Below are 20,192 nucleotides of genomic sequence, written 5' to 3' on the forward strand. Positions count from 1 at the left end.
AATGTCAAAAACGTTACGATTAGTTCTCGGAGATCAATTGAACAGCAATCATTCTTGGTTCAAAACCATTGATGATTCGGTGACTTATGTGATGATGGAAATCCGAACAGAAACGGATTATGCCACGCATCATATTCAAAAAATAGTTGGGTTTTTTTCGGCGATGCAAGAATTTGCTGCCGAAATACAATCGCAACAACATCGAGTAATTTATATTCGTTTGAATGATGGCAATAATTTACAATCGTTTGAGAAAAACATCAAATCATTAATAGAGAAAGAACAGTTTACCCATTTTGAATACCAATTCCCAGACGAATACCGATTGGACGAACAGTTGAAAAATTTATGCCAGTCGCTTTCTATTACAAGTTACGTATGCGATTCGGAGCATTTTATGAGTTCAAGAAACGAATTAGGTGATTTTTTCGAAGGTAAAAAAACCTTTTTAATGGAGAGTTTTTACCATATGATGCGTAAAAAACACCATATTTTAATGGAGGGCGACAAGCCTTTGACAGGAAAATGGAATTACGATGGAGAAAATCGAAAAAAATTACCCAAAGATCACAAACCCACTTCGCCTTTGGTTTTCCAAAATGATGTAACCAAAATCGTTTCAGAAATTCAAAAAACAGATATCAAAAGCATTGGAAACATCGATGCAGAAAATTTTGTTTGGCCCATTAACAGAAAGCAATCACTTGAATTACTCGATTTTTTTGTGACGGAATGTTTAGCACTTTTTGGGAGTTACCAGGATGCGATGACGCCTAACGAATGGTCGTTGTATCACGCCCGACTTTCGTTTTCTATGAATGTGAAACTAATTTCACCTTTGGAAGTGATTCAGCGAGCAATTACAGAATGGGAAAACCGTCCTGAAGCAATTGCCTACCATCAATTGGAAGGATTTGTGCGCCAAATTATTGGCTGGCGCGAGTATATGAGAGGTATTTATTGGAACAAAATGCCCGAATATGCCACGATGAATTATTTCAATAACGAAAACTCACTTCCGGAATGGTTTTGGACAGGAAAAACCAAAATGAATTGTTTGAAAGATGCAATCAATCAATCTCTGAATTACGCCTATGCACACCACATTCAGCGCTTGATGGTTACAGGTAATTTTGCACTTTTAGCAGAAATTCATCCTGATGAAGTGGACGCTTGGTATTTGGGCATTTATATCGATGCGATTGAATGGGTAGAAATTACGAACACGCGCGGGATGAGTCAGTTTGCAGATGGCGGCATCGTAGGTACAAAACCCTATGTGAGTTCGGCAGCATACATTGACAAAATGAGTCATTATTGTGGAAGTTGCTTTTATAAAAAGGCTGTAAAAACAGGAGACAAAGCTTGTCCTTTCAATAGTTTGTATTGGAATTTTTATGATAAAAATGAAGACAAATTAGGTAAAAATCCCCGAATTGGTATGATGTACAATGTATGGCGCAAAATGAAACCCGATGACAAAGTTGCCTTATTGGAACAAGCCGATTATTATTTGAAAAACATCAATAATTTATGATAAAGAACGCATTAGTTTGGTTTAAAACCGACTTACGAATTGAAGATAACGAAACACTTTTAAAAGCCATTTCACAAAGCGAGAAGGTAATTCCTGTGTATTGTTTTGATGAAGCTCATTTTGAAACTTCGGTTTACGGATTTAAAAAAACGGGGAGTTTTAGAGCGCAGTTTTTATTGGAATCGCTTGAAGATTTAGATGCCAAATTGCGAACTTTAGGTTCAGGTTTGCGCATAGTAATGGGTAAGCCTGAAGTTGAAATTCCCAAATTAGTTCAAGAATATAAAGCGCAAAAAGTCTTCGCCAAGCGCGAGGTAGCTTTTGAAGAAAAACAAACTGAGAAAAAAGTGCAAACGGAATTGTTCAAATTGCGTTGCGAATTGGACACTTATAGTACCAGTACATTATACCATGCCGAAGATTTGCCTTTTTCTATCAAAAATATTCCGGATGTATTTACTAATTTCAGAAAAAAAACAGAAAAGGATGCTGAAATTAGGCCACCATTTACAGCTCCAAAACAAATTAATTCGCCTGAAATCCCTGCTATAGAATTACCAACATTAGAGGACTTAGGTATTTCGAAAACTACTATCGATTCTCGTGCCGTTTTAGCATTTAAAGGAGGAGAGAGTGAGGCCATTCAGCGGTTACAGCATTATTTTTATGATACGCAGTGTTTGTCTACTTACAAAGAAACCCGAAACGGAATGGTAGGTGCGGACTATTCGTCTAAATTTTCGCCATGGTTGGCTATGGGTTGTATTTCGGCACGATACATTTATGCCGAAGTTAAAAAATACGAAATGCAATTTGGCGCTAATGATTCGACTTATTGGTTGGTTTTTGAATTGCTATGGCGTGATTTTTTCCGATTTATGTTTAAGAAATACCAAACCAAATTTTTCTTGTATGAGGGAATCAAATTAAAAAAAGGCAACTCCAAATCTTTAAACGAAAAACTACTTTCTCAGTGGGTCAATGGAACTACGGCTTCTGATTTTATAAATGCAAATATGCTCGAATTACAACAAACAGGATTTATGAGTAATAGAGGACGACAAAACGTAGCGAGTTATTTTTGTAACGAATTGAATATGGATTGGCGACTTGGAGCAGCCTATTTTGAAGAGCAATTAATCGATTATGATGTGTGCAGCAATTGGGGCAATTGGGCCTATTTAGCTGGAGTTGGTAATGACCCAAGGGGACACCGTTACTTTAATATTGAGAAACAAGCAACTGATTATGACAAAAACAAAGCGTTCAGAAAACTTTGGTTAACCGAGTAAGTTTAGTCGGTTTTTGTTTCTAAAACCACCCATTTTTTATCACTATTGAGTTTGAATGAAGCGATGAATTCTTTGTTCCATTCATTGGGTGCAATCAATGATAAAAATTCAATACCATCATCACCCAAATACATATGATAGGTTTCGCCAATGACTGGTTCGAAGGAAAATTTAGCGTTGTAGACTAATTCATTCCATTTGTAATCGTCCATTAATTTTTGGTATGCCGATTGTAACTCCTGAAATTTGTTTTCAAATTCCTTATTGACACTATGGATTCCACGGGATTTCCAAGCAACAACATCATCCGTTGTAATAACGGGTGCACCTACACTCGTAGCATACGGAAGTAAACTTGCGTTGTATCCTTGCTCTTCAGAATATACAATGTTGTCAGGTTTTTTATTGTCCATACTTTGTTGTTCGTGTTTTTAATGTGGGAATCGCTAAAGAGTTCAAAATTACACTATTTCAAATTTTATATTGGTTAAACAAAACAAAAAATTAGGATAAAATAAGATAATTTGAAGCAATGAAAGAATTTGATAGGTATTCAACATCATTTAAACCAAAACCACTATATTTATTTCCGCTATTTAACCAAAAAAACTATGAACCAAAACAGCCTTGAATTAACCGATTATATTGTATTTATTACCTACTTTTTAGTAGTATCCATTTATGGATATGTTATTTATCGCAAACGCGAAAAGAACGAAAACGATGCCAAGGCTTATTTCTTAGCTGAAGGTAAATTAACTTGGTGGGCTATCGGGGCTTCTTTAATTGCTTCTAATATTTCGGCAGAACAATTCATTGGAATGAGTGGCGAAGGCTTCTTTTTGGGGATTGCTGTTGCCGCTTACGAATGGATTGCGGCCATCTCTTTATTGATAGTTGCCATTTGGTTCATTCCCGTCTATTTGAAAAATAAAATTTACACTATGCCCCAATTTTTAAAGACGCGTTATAACGAATCGACGGCTTTGATTATGGCGGTGTTTTGGTTGTTTTTGTATGTTTTTGTGAATTTGACTTCCATTTTATACTTAGGAGCTGTGGCTATTAATGGTTTGGCTGGAGGCCAATACTTGCATATTATAATGATTGGATTAGCTTCCTTTGCCTTAGTAATTTCACTTGGCGGAATGAAAGTAGTAGCTTATACCGACGTGATTCAGGTGGCGGTTTTGCTGATTGGCGGATTGGTAACTTCCTATATTGCTTTGACTACGGTAAGTCATTATTTTGGTTTTGGTCACGATGCCATTGCTGGTTTTCAGGTATTGATGGAACAGGCGCCAGAACATTTCAAAATGATTATGCCTGAACCAACAGCCACTTCGACTCAAGAAGAGATTAATAAATATTTGACTATTCCAGGAGCAATGGCCTATTTGGCGGGGATTTGGATTATCAATCTGAATTATTGGGGTTGTAACCAATACATTACCCAACGTGCTTTGGGTGCCGATTTAGACACGGCGCGTTCGGGAATTTTATTTGCAGGTTTTATTAAATTATTTATGCCTCTCATTGTGATTTTGCCTGGAATTGCGGCTTATGTTTTACATCAGGGAGGTCATTTACCACAATTAGTGGGAGGGAAAGACGGTGCTTACTCGGCAATTTTAACTTTCTTGCCTACGGGTTTGAAAGGACTTTCAGTAGCCGCATTAACTGCAGCGATTGTGGCTTCTTTGGCAGGAAAAGTCAACAGTATTTCTACAATTTACACCTTAGATATTCATAAAAAATATATTCAAAAGGAAGCAACAGATACGAAACAAGTGAACGTTGGGAAATATGCTGTTATTGCTGCTTTATTGCTGGCAGTACTTTTTACTTGGAACGATACTTTAGGCATTGGAGGTGTGGGCGGATTTACCTACATCCAAAAATACACTGGTTTTATTAGCCCGGGAGTTTTTGCGATGTTCATTTTAGGAATGTTTTGGAAACGCACTACAGGTGCTGCAGCTGTTGTAGGTGTATTGGCAGGATTTGCCTTGTCTGTGGTATTTAACGAACTGGCACCGGCTTGGTTTGGCAACGACACTTGGTTGTACACAGCTTACCCTAACGGCAAAGGCGGTTACGAAATACCCTTCTTAATTTGCATGGGTTTGTCTTTTATATTTACTATGCTCTTAATGATTATAGTAAGTTTGGCTGGACCTAAAGTCAACGAAAAAGCCTTTGAATTGGACAAAGTGATGTTCAGAATGAAACCACAAACAACTGTTTTAATTGTGGCCTTAGTCTTGATTATTTTTGCCTTGTATGTAAGGTTTTGGTAGTAGGATATGATTCAATAAATAAAAAAAACCTCTAACAGTATGATTTAATGTTAACGTTTTTTAAGTAAGGCCTTAAAAATTGTAACAACTACAAGGTCTATTATCTCTTCCTTCAATATTGAAGTTTATATAAAAAGAATGAATTCCGTTATTTTGAGAATTAAATTTTGTTATCGATTTATCAAATGCATATCCAAATAAGTAGTTTTCATAAATTCTAATTCCTGCAAAAAGACCTATTGAAGATTTGAATTCAAAATTTGCACTTGCATATATTTCATTTTTACTATTAAAGTTCATCGAAATTAGAGTACTAACTGGTGCCCCTTTTACTAATCGAGTTAGAAATGTAGGTTGAATGTATATATTTTCATTTGTATAAATTTTGTAACCTGAACTTAAATAATAATTCATGGATTGTTGAGAAATAATTGAATTTCTTGAATCTAATAAATTAGGTTTAATTAGATTAGGAATTGATGCACCAATAAAAAAATTCTTATTATAAAGATAAAACCCTGTGCCAAAAATGTAATTTAATGTTTTTTGTTCTCCAATTCCAGCAATGAATTCAGAGGGATTCTCAATTGATAGAAGACTATAGTCTACAACATAGTTTTGAACTCCAGCTTTAATACCCATTGAAATTTGCCAATAGTTATTTAAGTATAAATGGTAAGCATAATTGGCAACTAATTTTGTTTCTTCTTCAGTTCCTCTTTTGTCAATTTCAGCATTGACACCTAATCCCATTAATCTGTCAGAAATTGCTTGATGACCATTAAAAAGAATTGTTTTTGGTGCGCCAGGAAATCCTACCCACTGTGAACTATATACGCTAGTTAGACTTATGCCTCCATTACTCCCTGCATAGGCTGGATTATATGCTAAAGGCGTTAAGCTAAAATTAGACAACTTAAAATCAGCCTGAGCAGATAAGCGCATAAAACCAAATGCTATAAACAAAAAAAGAAATTTTGATTTAATTATGTGCATATTAATTTGTACTGTCAATTTGTAAATAACCGGTTAATTCGGTTTGTTTATCTACAAATGTATTATTGTAAACTAAAATGAAAAAATAGGTTCCAGAGGGTAAAAAGCTGTCTTTCATATACACCCCCGAAACATTAGCTTTGCCTTTAAAAGAGTTATTCATATTGTCATATCCGGTAGTTTCCCAAACTAATTTTCCATATCGATTGTAAATTTTCACCGAATTATCTGGGAAATAGGAGATCTCATCAAAAGTTAATTGGTCGTTTAATGAATTTCCATTAATGGTAATTAAGTTGTATGCAGTAATATTACATTTAAAAAGATCTACTTTAACAGCTAATCGTTGTGAACTTTCACAACCAGTTGCTTTATCTAGAGTTGTTGCATAATACGTTGTATTGTCTTGTAATAATGTTGGATTGTCAATAATCATTCCATTTGTAAGGGCATCAAACCATAGGACAGAGTTGCCTGTTATAATTAAATTTGAAATAACAGGATTCTCTTCAGTACAGAATTTTTGGATTCCATCTCCTTCGGGTGTTGGTAATTTTTGGATTGTAACAGTGGTTTGAAAACGATTAGCACTTTCACAACCATCAATAGTTTGAGTAGCAAAATAGATAGTTCCGTTAGTTAAATCGTCATTATTATTTAAAGTTGTTGAACCCGTAGCTGATGCATACCATTGAATAGCAGTTCCTGTTGCAGTTAAATCTGAAATCAAAGGTGTTGGATTAGCACAAAATACTTGTATAGGGTTGCCTGTTGGGGGTGAAATGTTTGAAATAACATTTATGGTCATGGTAGTTGTCGTTGCACATTGACCTGAATTTGGTGTAAAAGTATATGTGGTAGTTGCAGTATTATTAAGAGCTGGTGACCAAGTTCCTGTAATTCCATTTGTTGATAAATTAGGCAAATCTACTAATGGATTCCCATAACAAATTGTAGGTGCTTGAGTAAAAGTAGGAGTAATTGGTTTTGACACTAAAGAAAAATTAAAAAAATTATTTGAATAATCACACTCATTAACTGAGTTATATGGAAAAAATTGATTTGAGTTATTAAAATTAATTATTGCAAATACATCCGTTAAAGATAAATTTGATAGTTCAATAGTAACAGTTGCTTGTGTTGATGGAGCTATTGAAAAATTAACCATTTCACTTTTAATTAAGCTACCTGGATTAGTGTTATTGCCTTCAAAAATCAATATGTTGAATTCTGTTAAAACAGTTTTAGATCCTTGATTTTCAATTGTTAAATCAAAACTAGTAATCTGGTTATTACAATCATAAACTATATTATCTACTTGGCTAATTATTAAATCTGGAGCCGGATATATTGGACAGCCCGAAATGTCTCTAATTGTTTCTTGGGCCATAAAACTATTTAATGGTCTTAAAGTTGCGCCTAAACAACTTCCTAGAGAATTATAAAACTGTAATCCGTGATTTTGTTGTTGAATCGGTATGGTTAAGTCATCATTGATATTGACATTAAAATAGGCATATTGATTCCATATCTTTCTAGAAGGAGCCCATGGTTGTCCATTACTTTTAAAAGATTGAATTCTTCCCTTAAAAGGGCCAAGTGTTGGGTCGTCTGAGGTGATTATTATGTTTGATTGATTATCATTATTTATATCACAAATTACAGGTCCTTCAAATGCTGTGCCAGACAATGAAGAAAAATTTGATAATACTATAGGTGTTGTGCCAGAACCATTAATTATTCTTAATTGGGTTTCATCACGATAAATAATTTCTTGAATTCCGTCTTGATTAAAATCAAACATAGAAATTTTTGTAGCTCCACTATTATCAGTTGTAATTAATTCCCATTTCAAGACTAAATTGTTATTAATAAATTTGTAAGTAAGGAGTTTATATGGCCTACATACCCCTATTTCTGGAGCTCCATCTCCATCCATATCTCCTATAAAAGGCACTCCAACCAGATCTAAATTGGTGCCAGTAGGTATATTAATGCTAGAAATAATATTATTTGTGATTGGGTTCCATATATATAATAAACTAGAGGAGGAGTTACCAGAGGTTGAAACTACAACATCCAATAGACCATCTAAATTGATATCAGCAATTGAAGTAAATCCATCCTTATTTAAAGGATTATTAATTGGTGACATAGTATTTCCAGAAGTGCCGTTAGTATTGGTAATAATTATATCATAAACTGTTTTACCTGCAGCTAATTCTAATCCAAAATTATTGGTTAAATCTGCTGCTACAGTTAACGAGTAGACCCCATTAAGTAAATTGTTTAGTGAAGTTTCCATTCTTCCAATACCGTTACTACCTCCATCAATTAATTTAATTCCTGTTTGAGCATTAAAGATTTCATTAAAAATATATACTTCAGGGATTCCATCTAAATTAAAATCTGCAATACCTAGAGTTCCACCTCCTTTATTATTACCAGGGGTATTTGCGCCATATTGTACATTAGATTTCCATATTAAATTCCCATTAATATCATAACAAAACAAATACCTTTGATTAATCGCATTATTACCTGAAGTACTTGATGCAAAAATGATTTCCCCTAATCCATCATTATTTACATCCGCAATAAGTATACTACCGGGGGCTTCCCAATATATATATGGTGTTGGAAAAGTTGAAATTAAACTTCCATTTGACCCATTAAAAATATTTATTCCAGATGTAATTCTAGGGTTATTTACAGTCATACCTGTTGTTCCTAGAGCAACAATTTCAGTCATACCATCATTATTTATATCACCACTAACTATAGAAGACATTGTAATAATTGGCGTATTAGTTGACCAATTCTGAATTATAGATAAGGGTTCAGGAGTAAAATCAATTTGGCATTCTGGCTGACAAATATTAAAATAAGTATTATCAACACATGGGCAATCAGAATCAAATCCATCCACAAATCCATCATTATCATTATCTAAACCATCCGCACAAATTTCACTACATTGTAAAACTTCGATGGTCATCGTAGCTGTAGTACTACATGCACCAGCTATTGGTGTAAAAGTATACATAGTTGTAGCTGTATTATTTAAAGCTGGAGACCATGTTCCTGTTATTCCATTGTTGGAAGTTAATGGCAAACTGATTGTGCCACCTGAACAAATAGGCGCTATTTGATTAAAAGCAGGCGTTGTAAGTGATATAGGGGGTAAATTTAAAACGCTTTGAATCACACATCCTTCAGGACTTCGTATCCAAATATTTTGATTTCCTGGACTAATTGTAAGTGAATTAGAAGTTGAGTAATTGGTGCCATTAAGCGAATATTGAGCAGTATTTACATTGGACAATAATTCAACAGTATATTGACTGCAGGTTGAACTTAGTATAGTATAACCAGTATAATTAAAAGTGTTAATTGAGGTTGCTTCATTATCATATTGAATTGAACCTACAGCAGCTCCATGATTTATATTAGCTATCTCATTTAATAAACTAGAATTGAATTTATAATACCCTTTAAGTCCAACTTGAGTAGATGGATTGGGTAGAGTGTTCATGTTGTTTTTAATATCATTTTCACTTCTACATACATTCCATATTCGCACTTCATCAATAGAGCCAAAAAATTGTTCAAACTCTTGAAAGTTTGAAGTTCTATTTCCAATTCCAGTGTTTATATTATTTTGCAATAAATTCCCAGTGGCAGGATTTTTAATTACCAAGCATCCATTCACATAATACCTCACAAATTGACCGTCATAAGTGCCTGCAACATGATACCATTTATTTAATTCTAAAGCATAGGGATTGTTCATTAAGTAAAACCCATTGCTTGTGCTAATTTCAAATGTTTTAGGTCGTAATAAATAATTTAGATTGGAGGAGTCAGTATGTTTTGAAACAATATTCATAGCATAGGCTGAAGTTGCAGATATGAAAATTTTTGCTTCAACGGTGAGTTGGTTACCTGAAATATCTAAATCACCAATATTCACATATTGATTCGTATTAGTCAGTTTAAGACTTTGCCCAAAAACTAAATGTGTAAAAAGGAAGCTAATCCAGAGCAGTATTTTTAGTTTCAATTTCATATTTGTTGGGAGTATTTTAAATTTTATGATGTATCAGTAAACAAGCTACATAAACCGAAAATTTGTTATTAGGACATTCTTGCGATTTAGGTTGGTTGTACAACGAAGAGCGAAAGTGGTATATTTCTTTATCTGTTTTTTTGACTTGATTAATTCGTTCTTTAACACTTTCAACACTTTCGTTTTTAACAGCTAAGAAATAATTCATTTTTCCAAAACGAAGTAGTAAAACACCATTCTCAATTGCATAATCAAACGAAGATCTTTTGCCTAAGGTTAAATGGGTAAAAATGGGTGCGGATATAGTTTCTTTTGTTCTTTTCATTTATTTTGTAGTTCATTAACTAATACTTCAGCTTTAGCAAAAAGTAACATTTCTATTGTTGATATATTAGAGTTTAACTCTTTTGCGACGGATTTTAGAAGTTTTATGTATTCTTCATAAAATATTCTATTTGAAAGTCTAGACCAATTTTCAATTCTTGAAATTTCTTTTATTTCTGAATTACCTTTTTTTATTAAATTATTGCGGCTAGAAAGAATAGGAAACAGAATTTTAGCCTCGTTATTGGATAAAATCTGTAGAATATTTAAAGAACAAGAAACTCTTGCATCAAAAATGGCATAATTATTCCAATCGTGAACAACCAAAGCCTTTGACCATGAAGCAACACCTTGGTTTCCTTTCAGAATAAGTTCTTCTGCATTGTTTGATCTATATATATTTAGAGAAGCAACTCCGTTAGTTTTAATTCCACCCCATTTTACAATATAATACTCGATTAAATCACCTTTAATAGTTTCATTTTTTTCATTTTTCCATAAAGTATGAAGCTGTTTTTTTAAACTAATGTTCTTACTGTAGTTATTACCGTCTGGCAGTATTATATTTTTTGGTAAATGATTTTCATTTACGCACCAATTGAACCAACCGTTATTTTCAGTTAAATGTGTTTGTGAAAATTCAAGTAAAATATTTTTTAATTCTTCCATTTTGTTTAAGTTTTATTTTTTATCATACTAATTTTCAGTAATGTTTAGTATTAATCCTGACACTATTGTTAAACTTTGGCCAGAGTTTAGTACGATTGGTAATGAGATATTCAATTCATTTTGCAAGAATGTATCTGATAAGTTTCGCGTACTTGAACTAGTGACCCCATTTTGTCCAAATTGAAAAACCTCGGCTTTATATTTTTGTATTAATATATTTCCAAAATCTGCAATTATCCAATTTCCATACCCACTCCAATCTACCCCAGATGAAATGTATCTAACAAAATTACCTGTCCAATTTATTGTTGGTGGAGTAGACCCAACAATAATATTTGTTATAGTCCAAGTTTTACCTGACGGGACTTGGTAAGTACCCTGGCTATTAATTGCAAATACTCTTCCTGAATTTTGAGTTGTTTGACAAATATATTTTGTTTTACTATTTTCAATTTCGTTACTTTCTAGTATTCCATTATTATTTAAATCTAAACCAACTTCAATTTTTATTCCGCCGTTAGGACAATCATTGCTAGCTAAAGGTACAGTAGTTGTGTTTATTAGTGAATTTTTTCCATTGACTCCAGCTGCACCTTGTGGTCCTACTAAAGCAATACCGCTCCCCCAAGCCCCACTAGTTTTAGGGCCAAACAACAAATTAGTAGTCGTGTTAATGTAAAAATCACCATTGTTTCCAGTGCTATTTGTCGGGTCTTGATTACCGTTTAGGATAGTTTTTCCATCTAAGCCATTGGTGCCGTTTGTTCCTGCTATGCCTTGCTGTCCTGTAGCACCTTGTATTCCTTGAGCTCCAGTTGCCCCGCGTAATGCTGTTAAAAATTGTGCTTCTGTTCCGGTATTACCAGTATTTAGCCAAATTTGGTAAGCACTTAATCCGTTAGTTCCATTGGTTCCATTAGTCCCTGCAATTCCTTGCGGTCCTGCAATTCCTTGTGGGCCAACTAGTGGTACACCACTTCCCCAAATCCCATTTGTTTTTGGTCCAAAAAGACTACTTGAAACAGTATTAATATAAAAATCCCCATTGGTTCCAAGGCTAGCAATTGGATTAGTTGTTCCATTTAAGAGAGTTTTACCATCTAATCCGTTGTTTCCAGCAGGGCCTTGTGTTCCAGCCACTCCTGTATGTGCAGCATAGAGCGCAAACGGAACATAAGTAAAAGGCTGATTGCTAATTTCTATAAAATGAGTTGATTGACCACTTGGATCTAGGGATACAATTAAATTTTTAGCAGAACCATCCCAATTGATGGTGCTAAATTGAGTTGCTATTCCAGCTTTTCGTGTACCGGTACCAATGACAACATTGACCATTCCAAATTCATCAGTTTGTGTGTTGATGGTTTCTTGATAGTCTAATGAAGAAGAGGCATTAAGAATTTTAAATTCTAAAGTAATGTCTTGATTTACCAAAGGCAAACGGGAGTTGTCTGCACCTGGCAATTCTTCTGTATTTGGATTTAAAATTACTGCTTGATAGGTAATTCCATTTTGAGCATAGCTCCAAAATGTAAATAATAAAATAAGGAAGGTGTAGTGTTTTTTCATTTTGATGTGTTATTTAATAACATAGTGTAATCCAAATTGTAATTGATGGGTCGTAAAGGCTAATTTTTGTGTGGTTGAATTACTTAAATTGATTCCTTTACAATAATCATATCCTAAACTGATGTAACCCGCAGCAGCAAGGTTGTATTTTACCTGTATACCTAATGCTGGAGTTGCTAATAATCCACTGAACTCTTTTTCTTTAGTCAAGTCAAAATAGGTTCCGTTGATGGTCTGCTTACCACTAATGATAGTTCCTAAGTTCATACCTAAATGAGGCATAATGTCAAAACTACTACGTCTGTCTAATAGAGAGTAGGATAGACGGGATTGAATTCCCAGATATTGTGTATCCCAGCTATAACTATTACTTGTGTTGCCGCCTACGCAATTGTATTCATTCAGGGATAAGCCTATATGCACATTTATTTTTTCATTAGATAGTGGCTTAGTATAACCCAATTCATAAAAATTACCTGTTCCATTTTTTAAGTTAGGATTGGTAGCGCCATTGGAATTTTTAAAATCATAAGTAGTAAAATTTTTCCCTGTATAGAAATAGACTTCTTGTGCGAAACTATTTTGAGAAATTATATAAAAGCTGATAATTAGAAATAGTTTTTTCATTTTGATTGTATGATTTGAGTGTAATAATTCAATTTATCTGCAGTTAAACGTACTAGATAAGTTGCGGATGGTAGTTGTAGGTTTGTAATAGAAAGTATTTTTTCGTTTGGTTTTTTTGTTTCTTGATATACTATTTTACCTGTTATGTCAAATAGTGTAATCTGAATGCTTGTATTTATTAGTTGTGAAAATTGAAAATAGACTGTGTCAAAGAAAGGATTGGGATAAGTTTTTGTACTTATAATCGAAGCGTCATAGGTTTTAATATAATTGCTCCACAGACTTTGTTGGTATCCTTGCGAAATAGTAAGATTGTTTTTTTGAGAAGTACCAGTTAAACTCTGCTGCCCTATAGACTGAGATATGTACATTCCATTAGCAATGGTAAAACTATTACCTTGAGCAGTTACCATTTGGCGTTGTAAGTTTTGACTATAAAGAGTGCTACCAATTGCTAGAAATACTACTAGTATTGTTTTTTTCATTCGTGTTTTTAGTAAAATTGAAAATGCGGGGACAGTTCGAATTAAAAATAGCCTAACTCATTTAAGCATTTCAAAATATCGTTGGAAATCATTTTTTCCACTATTTTTATTAAGTCAATGATTTGATTATTAATATTATATATAAAAATAAAAACGCCTAATTGAAGGCGTTTTTTGATGTATTTCTACTATATATTATACTTTTTTAAGCAGTTTTGGGAGTAAAAGTAGGTCTTTAAGTCGTTTGTCTTCCAAGTTTTTTTGTTCCAACTGTAGTTGGTTCTCTGGTATACCGGTCAATTTAGAAACTTTATTGAGCAAGCCATTAATGGCTTGTTCTCTTCGTTTAATAACGGCTGAGGTAGTTTGAGGTTGCGCTGGGTTTTCAAAGAGTTCGTTGATTTGGTTCAAAGAGACAAATTCATCTATAGAATCCATTAAGAAATACAACAGCTTTTTCTCGTTTTCTTCAAAGTGTTGTATCGGTTTTCTATTGTATAAAAACTGGTCTTTATTGCTGTCATAAACAATTCCTTTGAAAGGTTTTTGGAATGAAATGATTCTTTTTTTATAGCCTATTACAACTAAACCCAAAAATAGTATTCCAATGAATCCAATTATAAGATAATTATTAAAAGTTGTATTATCCTCAACAAAAAAAGGAACTGTTTCAATGTATTTTCCTTTTAAATCAGTGATGGTCGTTTTTTTGAAATAGTATTTATTTTCAGTTGTTGAAAATATACCGTGAATTGTATCTCCAACTACGTAATGTTGTTTGATCAACTCGTAATTTTTAAATTGATATTTCTTTGCGATCTTATTAGTAAAATCTATTTCAATAATATAAGCATCAATTAAATACAGTTTATTTTTAATTTGGATATTTTTTGTAAAGTCGCTTAAGATGGTAGGATTATATTGCCCAACATTTGTCCAAGACATAGTAGGTAAATGGAGTTTCCAGAGTTTCGCCTCAACGGGTTTGCTTATTAATACGTCCTCATCATCACCTGTATATCCACCAAACACAAATAGATTATTGCCATTTCGATAGGTAAATGCATGTGTTCTTCCTTCTGGTTTTGATTTACCAATTGTTTGTATTTGATTCCACTCTCCACTATTTAAATCATACTTGGTAATTATATTTTTATAAGTAAATAGCCCATAACCGCCAAAAAGATACATTTCGTTGCCATATGAAAATGGTGCACTTTTATATTGGTTTTTTTGTAAAAAAGAATGGTCAATTCGTACTATAGAGTCATTTCTAAATTCTAATACAGGGCCACAACCTTTATGTACTAAGTATGTTTTTGTTCCAATTCCAAAAGGAATATACTCACTAATTTTATCAGGATATTCGGTATGCTTGAAAGGAATAAGCTGCTTTCCTTTGTAAACAAGAGAATCGTTGATGATAATAATGGGTTGTTTTGATTTTGCTTCTTTGAACAATAGCAAATCATCATAGCGTTTCAATTTTTGCCCCTGACTTGTGGTAGCAATCAATAGAGAAAATAGCAGCAGTAGTATATTTTTTTTGACCATGTTGTGAGGGAAACTTATGAGTATGAAATAAAGTCAAATATCTAATTTAATTGGTAGCTATGTAAAATAAATTACTAGAAAATGCAATTTCCACTAATAAAGTAATATTAAAATCCCGCATTTCAAGCAGGTTGTTCTACAGCATTTAAATTTATATTGATAAGAAATTTTAATAATTTAACTTTATTTCTTCAAGTAAATCAGGCAACAACAACACGTCTTTTAAGCGTTTGTCTTCAGCGTTTTTACGTTCTAATAGTAAATCCGATTCAGGAATATCAGTAATCATTGCAACTTTTGCAATTAAACTATTTACCGTTAATTCTCTTCTTTTGATTATTGCGGTAACAGTTTCGGTTTGTTTTGAATTTTCAAATAGTTCATTTAATGTGTTTAACGAAACATATTCGTTAGGGTGTTCTAATAAAAAGTGAAGCACCTTTTTTTCATTCTCTTCGAAGGAAGTTATGGTTTTTTGTTTGAATTCAAATTCGTTTGTTTTTCTATTGAATATAATTTTAGCACTCGTATTTTTTTTACTTTTTCTTATAAAAAAGAAAATCAAGACAGCACTAACACATAACACAAGCACTCCCAAAACACCATATTTTTCAATTGGTATTCCACCATAAGGCAAAATAAACGGCTCACTACCTAAATATTTGCCTTTAATATCTTCGATTGCCTTTTTTGAAAAATAAAGTTTTCTGTTGTTGTTTTCAAAAACACCGTATATAGAATCATTTTTTGCCAACATAGCTTTTGGAACGATATGGTTAGAATAATCGTATTTTTTAACTGTGTTGTTTTCCAAATCTACTTCTAGAAGAATTTGATGAAATAGATATAATTTGTTTTTTATTTGCACACCATCATATTGGGAAGTAATAAGTGCGGAATTATACGTACCCATTTTTTTCCAGGTCATTGTTGTTAAATCTAAGTCCCAAACAATTGGTTTGACGTCATTAACCTCTCTAATGTTTTTAGGGTCGTTTGCAACCCCACCAAAAATATACAAATGATCATTTTTCCTATAACTAACTACTTCACAACATCTTGCTTCAGGAAATTCTTCTCCATAAGTTTGCTCTTGGTTCCACTCTCCGTTCTTAAAATCATATCGTGTAATGATGTTTTTGTAGGTAAAAAGACCATAACCGCCAAAATAATGAATCTGGTTGTTGTAAACAAATGGAGTGGTGCCAAACTGGCTATTGTGTAAATAGGAATTGTCTATTCTAACTAAAGAATCATTTCTAAATTCCAATACGGGTCCGCAACCTGAGTGTGCTAAAAAAGTTTTCTTACCAATATTTAATGCAAGATATTCGTTTAATTTACCTGGAAAAGAGGTTGATTTTAATTGAAATCGTTTCCCATTTTTATAAAAAAGGGAATCGTTAATGAATATAATAGTTTTTTGTGTTTTGGCTTCAATAAACAAAGAAATACGATCATTGTAATTCCAAGTTTGCCCATAATTATTGAGTGAAAATAGTAAAGCAATAAGTAAAAATTGGATTTGTTTCGTTCTCATTTTTTTGGGGATAAAAAATTAATGTAGGAAATGTAGCAATAATTACTTTATTAATTATAATAAATCAAAAGAAAGTATGGTTTCTAGTATTTTCATTATAGCTATTTGGCTGTTAATCAATTGAAACATCAACTTTAGAGACTAACTTCATTTTTTAAATTAGTCTGCAAATTAGTGGTCAAACTTATTTGTACTTTAATAAAGTGAAGCATCTTACTTTTAAAATCATAAATGCCTTATATGGTTCAAATTTTTTAATTTGTCTGTGAATCATTGGCTGGATTGCTTCGTCGTTCCTTCTAGCAATCACTTCGTGCCTTGGTGCCTTCGTGGCATAAAACAATAATAAAAAAACCCGCCAAAATCACTCTTGACGGGTTATACTATATAATGTAAATGGATTTATCACAATAAGTTTAATACTAATGATGGGAACATTCCAATAATGATATTCAAAGCAATAGCGGTAAAAGCCACAGCATAGATTAAGAATGGTTTTCCTGTGCGTTCTTCGTTAGATTCTTTGGTGTACATGGCCAAGATCAATTTGAAATAATAACCCACACTAATAATCGAGTTGATTACAGCCACAATTACTAAGGCAATAAATCCATTTTCGATGGTTTGAGAGAACAAAACCAATTTAGCAAAGAATCCCGCGAAAATTGGAATACCTGCCATAGAAAGCAAAGAAGCCGTTAAAATAGCTGCTAAAAAGGGATGTGTTTTTCCTAATCCGTGGAAGTTAGTAATGTCTTCGTTGTGTTGGTTTTTGCAAACGTATAAAATCACACTAAAAGCAGCAATTCCTGAAAGCGCATATGCAGTGGTATAATACAATAAACTACTTGCCGAAGTCGATAAACTCAATAAGGTCATCAACATAAAACCAGCATGTGAGATTCCTGAGAAAGCCAACATACGCTTTACATTGGTTTGTTTCAATGCCATAATATTTCCTACCGTCATAGAAGCCATAGAAACGGCTACGATAACCATTTTATAGGCTTCAGAGATATCAGCGTTCATAACAGACAATAATTTGTATAGGGTAGCCATAGCAACTACTTTAGCTAAGGTACTCAACAAGGCTGTTGTTAATGCTGGAGAACCTTCGTAAACATCTGGCGCCCAGAAATGGAATGGTACGGCAGCAATTTTGAAAAACATACCTACGGTCAACAATGCAATTCCAATTGGAAACCATATTGGCAATTCAGCTGATTGTGATAATTCACTTATTTCAGTTACGTCAAAACTTCCCATGGCTCCATATACCAAGCAAATCCCGAACAATAAGATCCCTGAAGCGAAAGATCCCATCAAGAAATACTTCATTCCGGCTTCGTTACTTTTTAAATTTAATCGGTCGCTGGCTGCCAAAACATATAAAGAAATAGACAATACTTCGATACCTAAGAAAAACATCGCCAAGTTGCCAAAAGAAACCATGGCTACAGCTCCCGATAATAAAAATACCTTGATAGCAATGTAATCCGAGATTTTGTTTTGATGATTTTCATAAAAATTATGTCCTAATGCCACTAAGAAAATTGTCAGTACAATGAACAGAGAAGAAAATGTAGTAGAGAATTTACTCACCACAATCATATTTCCATAGTAAGATTCTGTTGAACCAAATTCTGAGATATTCAATCCCAATACCGCTAACAAACCAATGATGGTAACCGGTACAATTGCTTTTCTTTGATTTAGAATTTCAAATATAAGGCATAAAACGCCTAATCCTATTATTGCTATTAATGTATTCATTTTTGTAGTGGACTTATTTGATTCTATTAATTTGATTTACAATTTCTTCAATGCTTGGTGCAATTAACTCTACGATTGGTTTTGGATACAATCCAAAGAAGAACAATACTGAAATAATTACTACCAAAACAATTCCTTCATTTGCCGTAACATCTGCAAAGGGTTTAGCATTGGTTTCGCCTAACATAACCGATTGGAACATTTTAAGCATATAATAAGCTCCCAAAATAATTGTTGTTCCACCTACAATGGCAAACCCCATATTAACTTGAGACAAACTATATAAAACGGTAAACTCTCCCACAAAGTTAAATGTTCCTGGCAAAGCTACTGAAGCCAGCACAAGGATTAAAAACAAAGAAGTGAATTTTGGTGCTTGTGAACGAATTCCCCCCATATCTGTAATAGCTCTGGTGTCATAACGTCTAAAAATGATTTCAGCTGCAAAAAATAAACCTACTACCACGAAACCGTGAGCAATCATTTGTAATACGGCACCACTCATTCCGTCAGTGGTCAAAGTATAAGCTCCCGCAGCAATTAAACCAACGTGAGCCAAAGAAGAATAGGCCAATAATTTTTTTAGATCCTTTTGTTTTAATGCTACAATGGAACCGTAAACCACACCTGCTATTCCTAAAACTAACATAATAGTAACGTGAGCTTTGGCAGCAAAAGGGACAATAGGCAACTGCCAACGAATTACGCTATACAATCCCATTTTCAACATAATACCAGACAAAAGCATCGTTCCAACTGTTGGTGCTTTTTGGTACACACTAGCCTGCCAAGTATGGAAAGGAATGATTGGAATTTTAATGGCATACACCAAGAAGAAAGCTGCAAAAAGCCAAATTTGTTCTGTTCCGTTTAAATTTAATTGGTATAAATCTTCAATTAATAAACTTCCCGCTTTTTGATACAAATACACAAATCCTATTAGCATGAACAACGAACCTGCTAAAGTGTAGATGAAGAATTTCACTACTGCTTTTTTACGTTCTTCGGCATCTCCATTCCCCCAAACTAAGGCAATAAAATAAATTGGTAACAAAGCCAATTCCCAGAAGATATAGTACAACAATCCGTCAGCGGCTAAGAATGTTCCCGCCATAGCAAATGCCATAAATAGAATCAAGGCATAAAATGTTTTGGCATTTTTCACTTCGGTTCCAAATGATGAAAAGATAATTATCGGCGTTAAAGCTGTGGTTAACAAAAGCATAGATAAAGCTAATCCATCTGCTTGTAAAGCAAAAGAAATATTCGGTTTTGCAATCCATTGTGTAAAGAAACCGATATTTTCACCTAGATTGTAGTGATTTAATAAAAGGATAGAAGCGCCTAAGGAAACTAATCCAAAAAGCAAGGCGATTTTAGATGCAAATTTGTCACCAACCATATAGGTTGCTAAAGCACCAATTAAAAGAATAATTAATATTAGAGATACGTTCATA

Annotated in this window: 15 protein-coding genes; 3 read left to right on the forward strand and 12 right to left on the reverse strand. The window is 33.4% G+C overall.

What is annotated here, in order from left to right:
- Window position 1 precedes the first annotated feature (1 nt).
- Both LPC20_RS03825 and LPC20_RS03830 read left to right on the forward strand, forming a co-directional pair.
- Window positions 2-1,537: a cryptochrome/photolyase family protein gene (locus LPC20_RS03825; RefSeq protein ID WP_420827831.1), complete on the forward strand. Its 1,536-nt coding sequence runs from the start codon at window positions 2-4 to the stop codon at window positions 1,535-1,537.
- Window positions 1,534-2,829 carry a DASH family cryptochrome gene (locus LPC20_RS03830; protein ID WP_229326652.1) on the forward strand — a complete coding sequence of 432 codons (1,296 nt, stop codon included), beginning with the start codon at window positions 1,534-1,536 and terminating at the stop codon, window positions 2,827-2,829. Before LPC20_RS03825 ends, LPC20_RS03830 begins: the two co-directional genes overlap by 4 nt.
- A gap of 2 nt (window positions 2,830-2,831) precedes the next feature.
- Here LPC20_RS03830 and LPC20_RS03835 read toward each other — a convergent pair whose 3' ends face one another.
- Window positions 2,832-3,242, reverse strand: coding sequence for a DUF2452 domain-containing protein (locus LPC20_RS03835; RefSeq protein WP_229326653.1), 411 nt, complete (start codon window positions 3,240-3,242; stop codon window positions 2,832-2,834).
- 198 nt (window positions 3,243-3,440) lie between these two features.
- On the opposite strand from LPC20_RS03835, the gene LPC20_RS03840 reads away from it, so the two are divergent.
- Window positions 3,441-5,129 (forward strand): sodium/sugar symporter, encoded by a 1,689-nt coding sequence (locus tag LPC20_RS03840; RefSeq protein WP_229326654.1) that lies wholly within the window; start codon window positions 3,441-3,443, stop codon window positions 5,127-5,129.
- Between the two features lie 72 nt (window positions 5,130-5,201).
- Here the strand turns inward: LPC20_RS03840 and LPC20_RS03845 are convergent, their stop codons facing one another.
- The 11 genes from LPC20_RS03845 to LPC20_RS03895 form a co-directional block, all read right to left on the reverse strand.
- The gene (locus LPC20_RS03845; protein ID WP_255658818.1) at window positions 5,202-6,125 is read right to left on the reverse strand and encodes a PorP/SprF family type IX secretion system membrane protein; all 924 of its coding nucleotides are present in this window, start codon (window positions 6,123-6,125) and stop codon (window positions 5,202-5,204) included.
- Between the two features lies 1 nt (window position 6,126).
- Complete coding sequence (locus LPC20_RS03850; RefSeq protein ID WP_229326656.1) at window positions 6,127-10,194, reverse strand: LamG-like jellyroll fold domain-containing protein; 4,068 nt, start codon at window positions 10,192-10,194, stop codon at window positions 6,127-6,129.
- A gap of 16 nt (window positions 10,195-10,210) precedes the next feature.
- Window positions 10,211-10,519 (reverse strand): hypothetical protein, encoded by a 309-nt coding sequence (locus LPC20_RS03855; RefSeq protein WP_229326657.1) that lies wholly within the window; start codon window positions 10,517-10,519, stop codon window positions 10,211-10,213.
- A complete protein-coding gene (locus LPC20_RS03860; RefSeq protein ID WP_229326658.1) occupies window positions 10,516-11,187 on the reverse strand; it encodes a hypothetical protein in 672 nt (223 codons plus the stop codon). The genes LPC20_RS03855 and LPC20_RS03860 overlap by 4 nt, the downstream gene beginning before the upstream one ends.
- A 27-nt stretch (window positions 11,188-11,214) precedes the next feature.
- The gene (locus tag LPC20_RS03865; RefSeq protein WP_229326660.1) at window positions 11,215-12,756 is read right to left on the reverse strand and encodes a DUF7151 family protein; all 1,542 of its coding nucleotides are present in this window, start codon (window positions 12,754-12,756) and stop codon (window positions 11,215-11,217) included.
- Window positions 12,757-12,765: 9 nt separating this feature from the next.
- Entirely contained in the window at window positions 12,766-13,383 is a 618-nt protein-coding gene (locus tag LPC20_RS03870; RefSeq protein ID WP_229326662.1) for a hypothetical protein, read from the reverse strand.
- On the reverse strand, window positions 13,380-13,868 hold the full coding sequence (locus tag LPC20_RS03875; protein ID WP_229326664.1) for a T9SS type A sorting domain-containing protein: 489 nt from the start codon (window positions 13,866-13,868) through the stop codon (window positions 13,380-13,382). Before LPC20_RS03875 ends, LPC20_RS03870 begins: the two co-directional genes overlap by 4 nt.
- Window positions 13,869-14,063: 195 nt before the next feature.
- Complete coding sequence (locus LPC20_RS03880; protein ID WP_229326666.1) at window positions 14,064-15,422, reverse strand: Kelch repeat-containing protein; 1,359 nt, start codon at window positions 15,420-15,422, stop codon at window positions 14,064-14,066.
- A 169-nt stretch (window positions 15,423-15,591) separates the two neighbouring features.
- Window positions 15,592-16,962, reverse strand: coding sequence for a Kelch repeat-containing protein (locus LPC20_RS03885; RefSeq protein ID WP_229326667.1), 1,371 nt, complete (start codon window positions 16,960-16,962; stop codon window positions 15,592-15,594).
- 405 nt (window positions 16,963-17,367) lie between these two features.
- A complete protein-coding gene (locus tag LPC20_RS03890; RefSeq protein WP_229326668.1) occupies window positions 17,368-18,735 on the reverse strand; it encodes an NADH-quinone oxidoreductase subunit N in 1,368 nt (455 codons plus the stop codon).
- 13 nt (window positions 18,736-18,748) lie between these two features.
- Window positions 18,749-20,191, reverse strand: a complete 1,443-nt coding sequence (locus LPC20_RS03895; protein WP_229326669.1) for a complex I subunit 4 family protein — start codon at window positions 20,189-20,191, stop codon at window positions 18,749-18,751.
- Between the last annotated feature and the right edge of the window lies 1 nt (window position 20,192).

The sequence above is a fragment of the Flavobacterium ammonificans genome (assembly GCF_020886115.1).
In the GTDB taxonomy this organism is placed as follows: Bacteria; Bacteroidota; Bacteroidia; order Flavobacteriales; family Flavobacteriaceae; genus Flavobacterium; species Flavobacterium ammonificans.

Excerpts from the sequence above, each read along its gene's own strand:
- LPC20_RS03870 (WP_229326662.1), bottom strand. The coding sequence starts at position 13,383 with ATGAAAAAACTATTTCTAATTATCAGCTTTTATATAATTTCTCAAAAT.
- LPC20_RS03825 (WP_420827831.1), top strand. The coding sequence starts at position 2 with ATGTCAAAAACGTTACGATTAGTTCTCGGAGATCAATTGAACAGCAAT.
- LPC20_RS03845 (WP_255658818.1), bottom strand. The coding sequence starts at position 6,125 with ATGCACATAATTAAATCAAAATTTCTTTTTTTGTTTATAGCATTTGGT.
- LPC20_RS03850 (WP_229326656.1), bottom strand. The coding sequence starts at position 10,194 with ATGAAATTGAAACTAAAAATACTGCTCTGGATTAGCTTCCTTTTTACA.
- LPC20_RS03835 (WP_229326653.1), bottom strand. The coding sequence starts at position 3,242 with ATGGACAATAAAAAACCTGACAACATTGTATATTCTGAAGAGCAAGGA.
- LPC20_RS03875 (WP_229326664.1), bottom strand. The coding sequence starts at position 13,868 with ATGAAAAAAACAATACTAGTAGTATTTCTAGCAATTGGTAGCACTCTT.
- LPC20_RS03885 (WP_229326667.1), bottom strand. The coding sequence starts at position 16,962 with ATGAGAACGAAACAAATCCAATTTTTACTTATTGCTTTACTATTTTCA.
- LPC20_RS03855 (WP_229326657.1), bottom strand. The coding sequence starts at position 10,519 with ATGAAAAGAACAAAAGAAACTATATCCGCACCCATTTTTACCCATTTA.
- LPC20_RS03865 (WP_229326660.1), bottom strand. The coding sequence starts at position 12,756 with ATGAAAAAACACTACACCTTCCTTATTTTATTATTTACATTTTGGAGC.
- LPC20_RS03860 (WP_229326658.1), bottom strand. The coding sequence starts at position 11,187 with ATGGAAGAATTAAAAAATATTTTACTTGAATTTTCACAAACACATTTA.
- LPC20_RS03880 (WP_229326666.1), bottom strand. The coding sequence starts at position 15,422 with ATGGTCAAAAAAAATATACTACTGCTGCTATTTTCTCTATTGATTGCT.
- LPC20_RS03840 (WP_229326654.1), top strand. The coding sequence starts at position 3,441 with ATGAACCAAAACAGCCTTGAATTAACCGATTATATTGTATTTATTACC.
- LPC20_RS03830 (WP_229326652.1), top strand. The coding sequence starts at position 1,534 with ATGATAAAGAACGCATTAGTTTGGTTTAAAACCGACTTACGAATTGAA.
- LPC20_RS03890 (WP_229326668.1), bottom strand. The coding sequence starts at position 18,735 with ATGAATACATTAATAGCAATAATAGGATTAGGCGTTTTATGCCTTATA.
- LPC20_RS03895 (WP_229326669.1), bottom strand. The coding sequence starts at position 20,191 with ATGAACGTATCTCTAATATTAATTATTCTTTTAATTGGTGCTTTAGCA.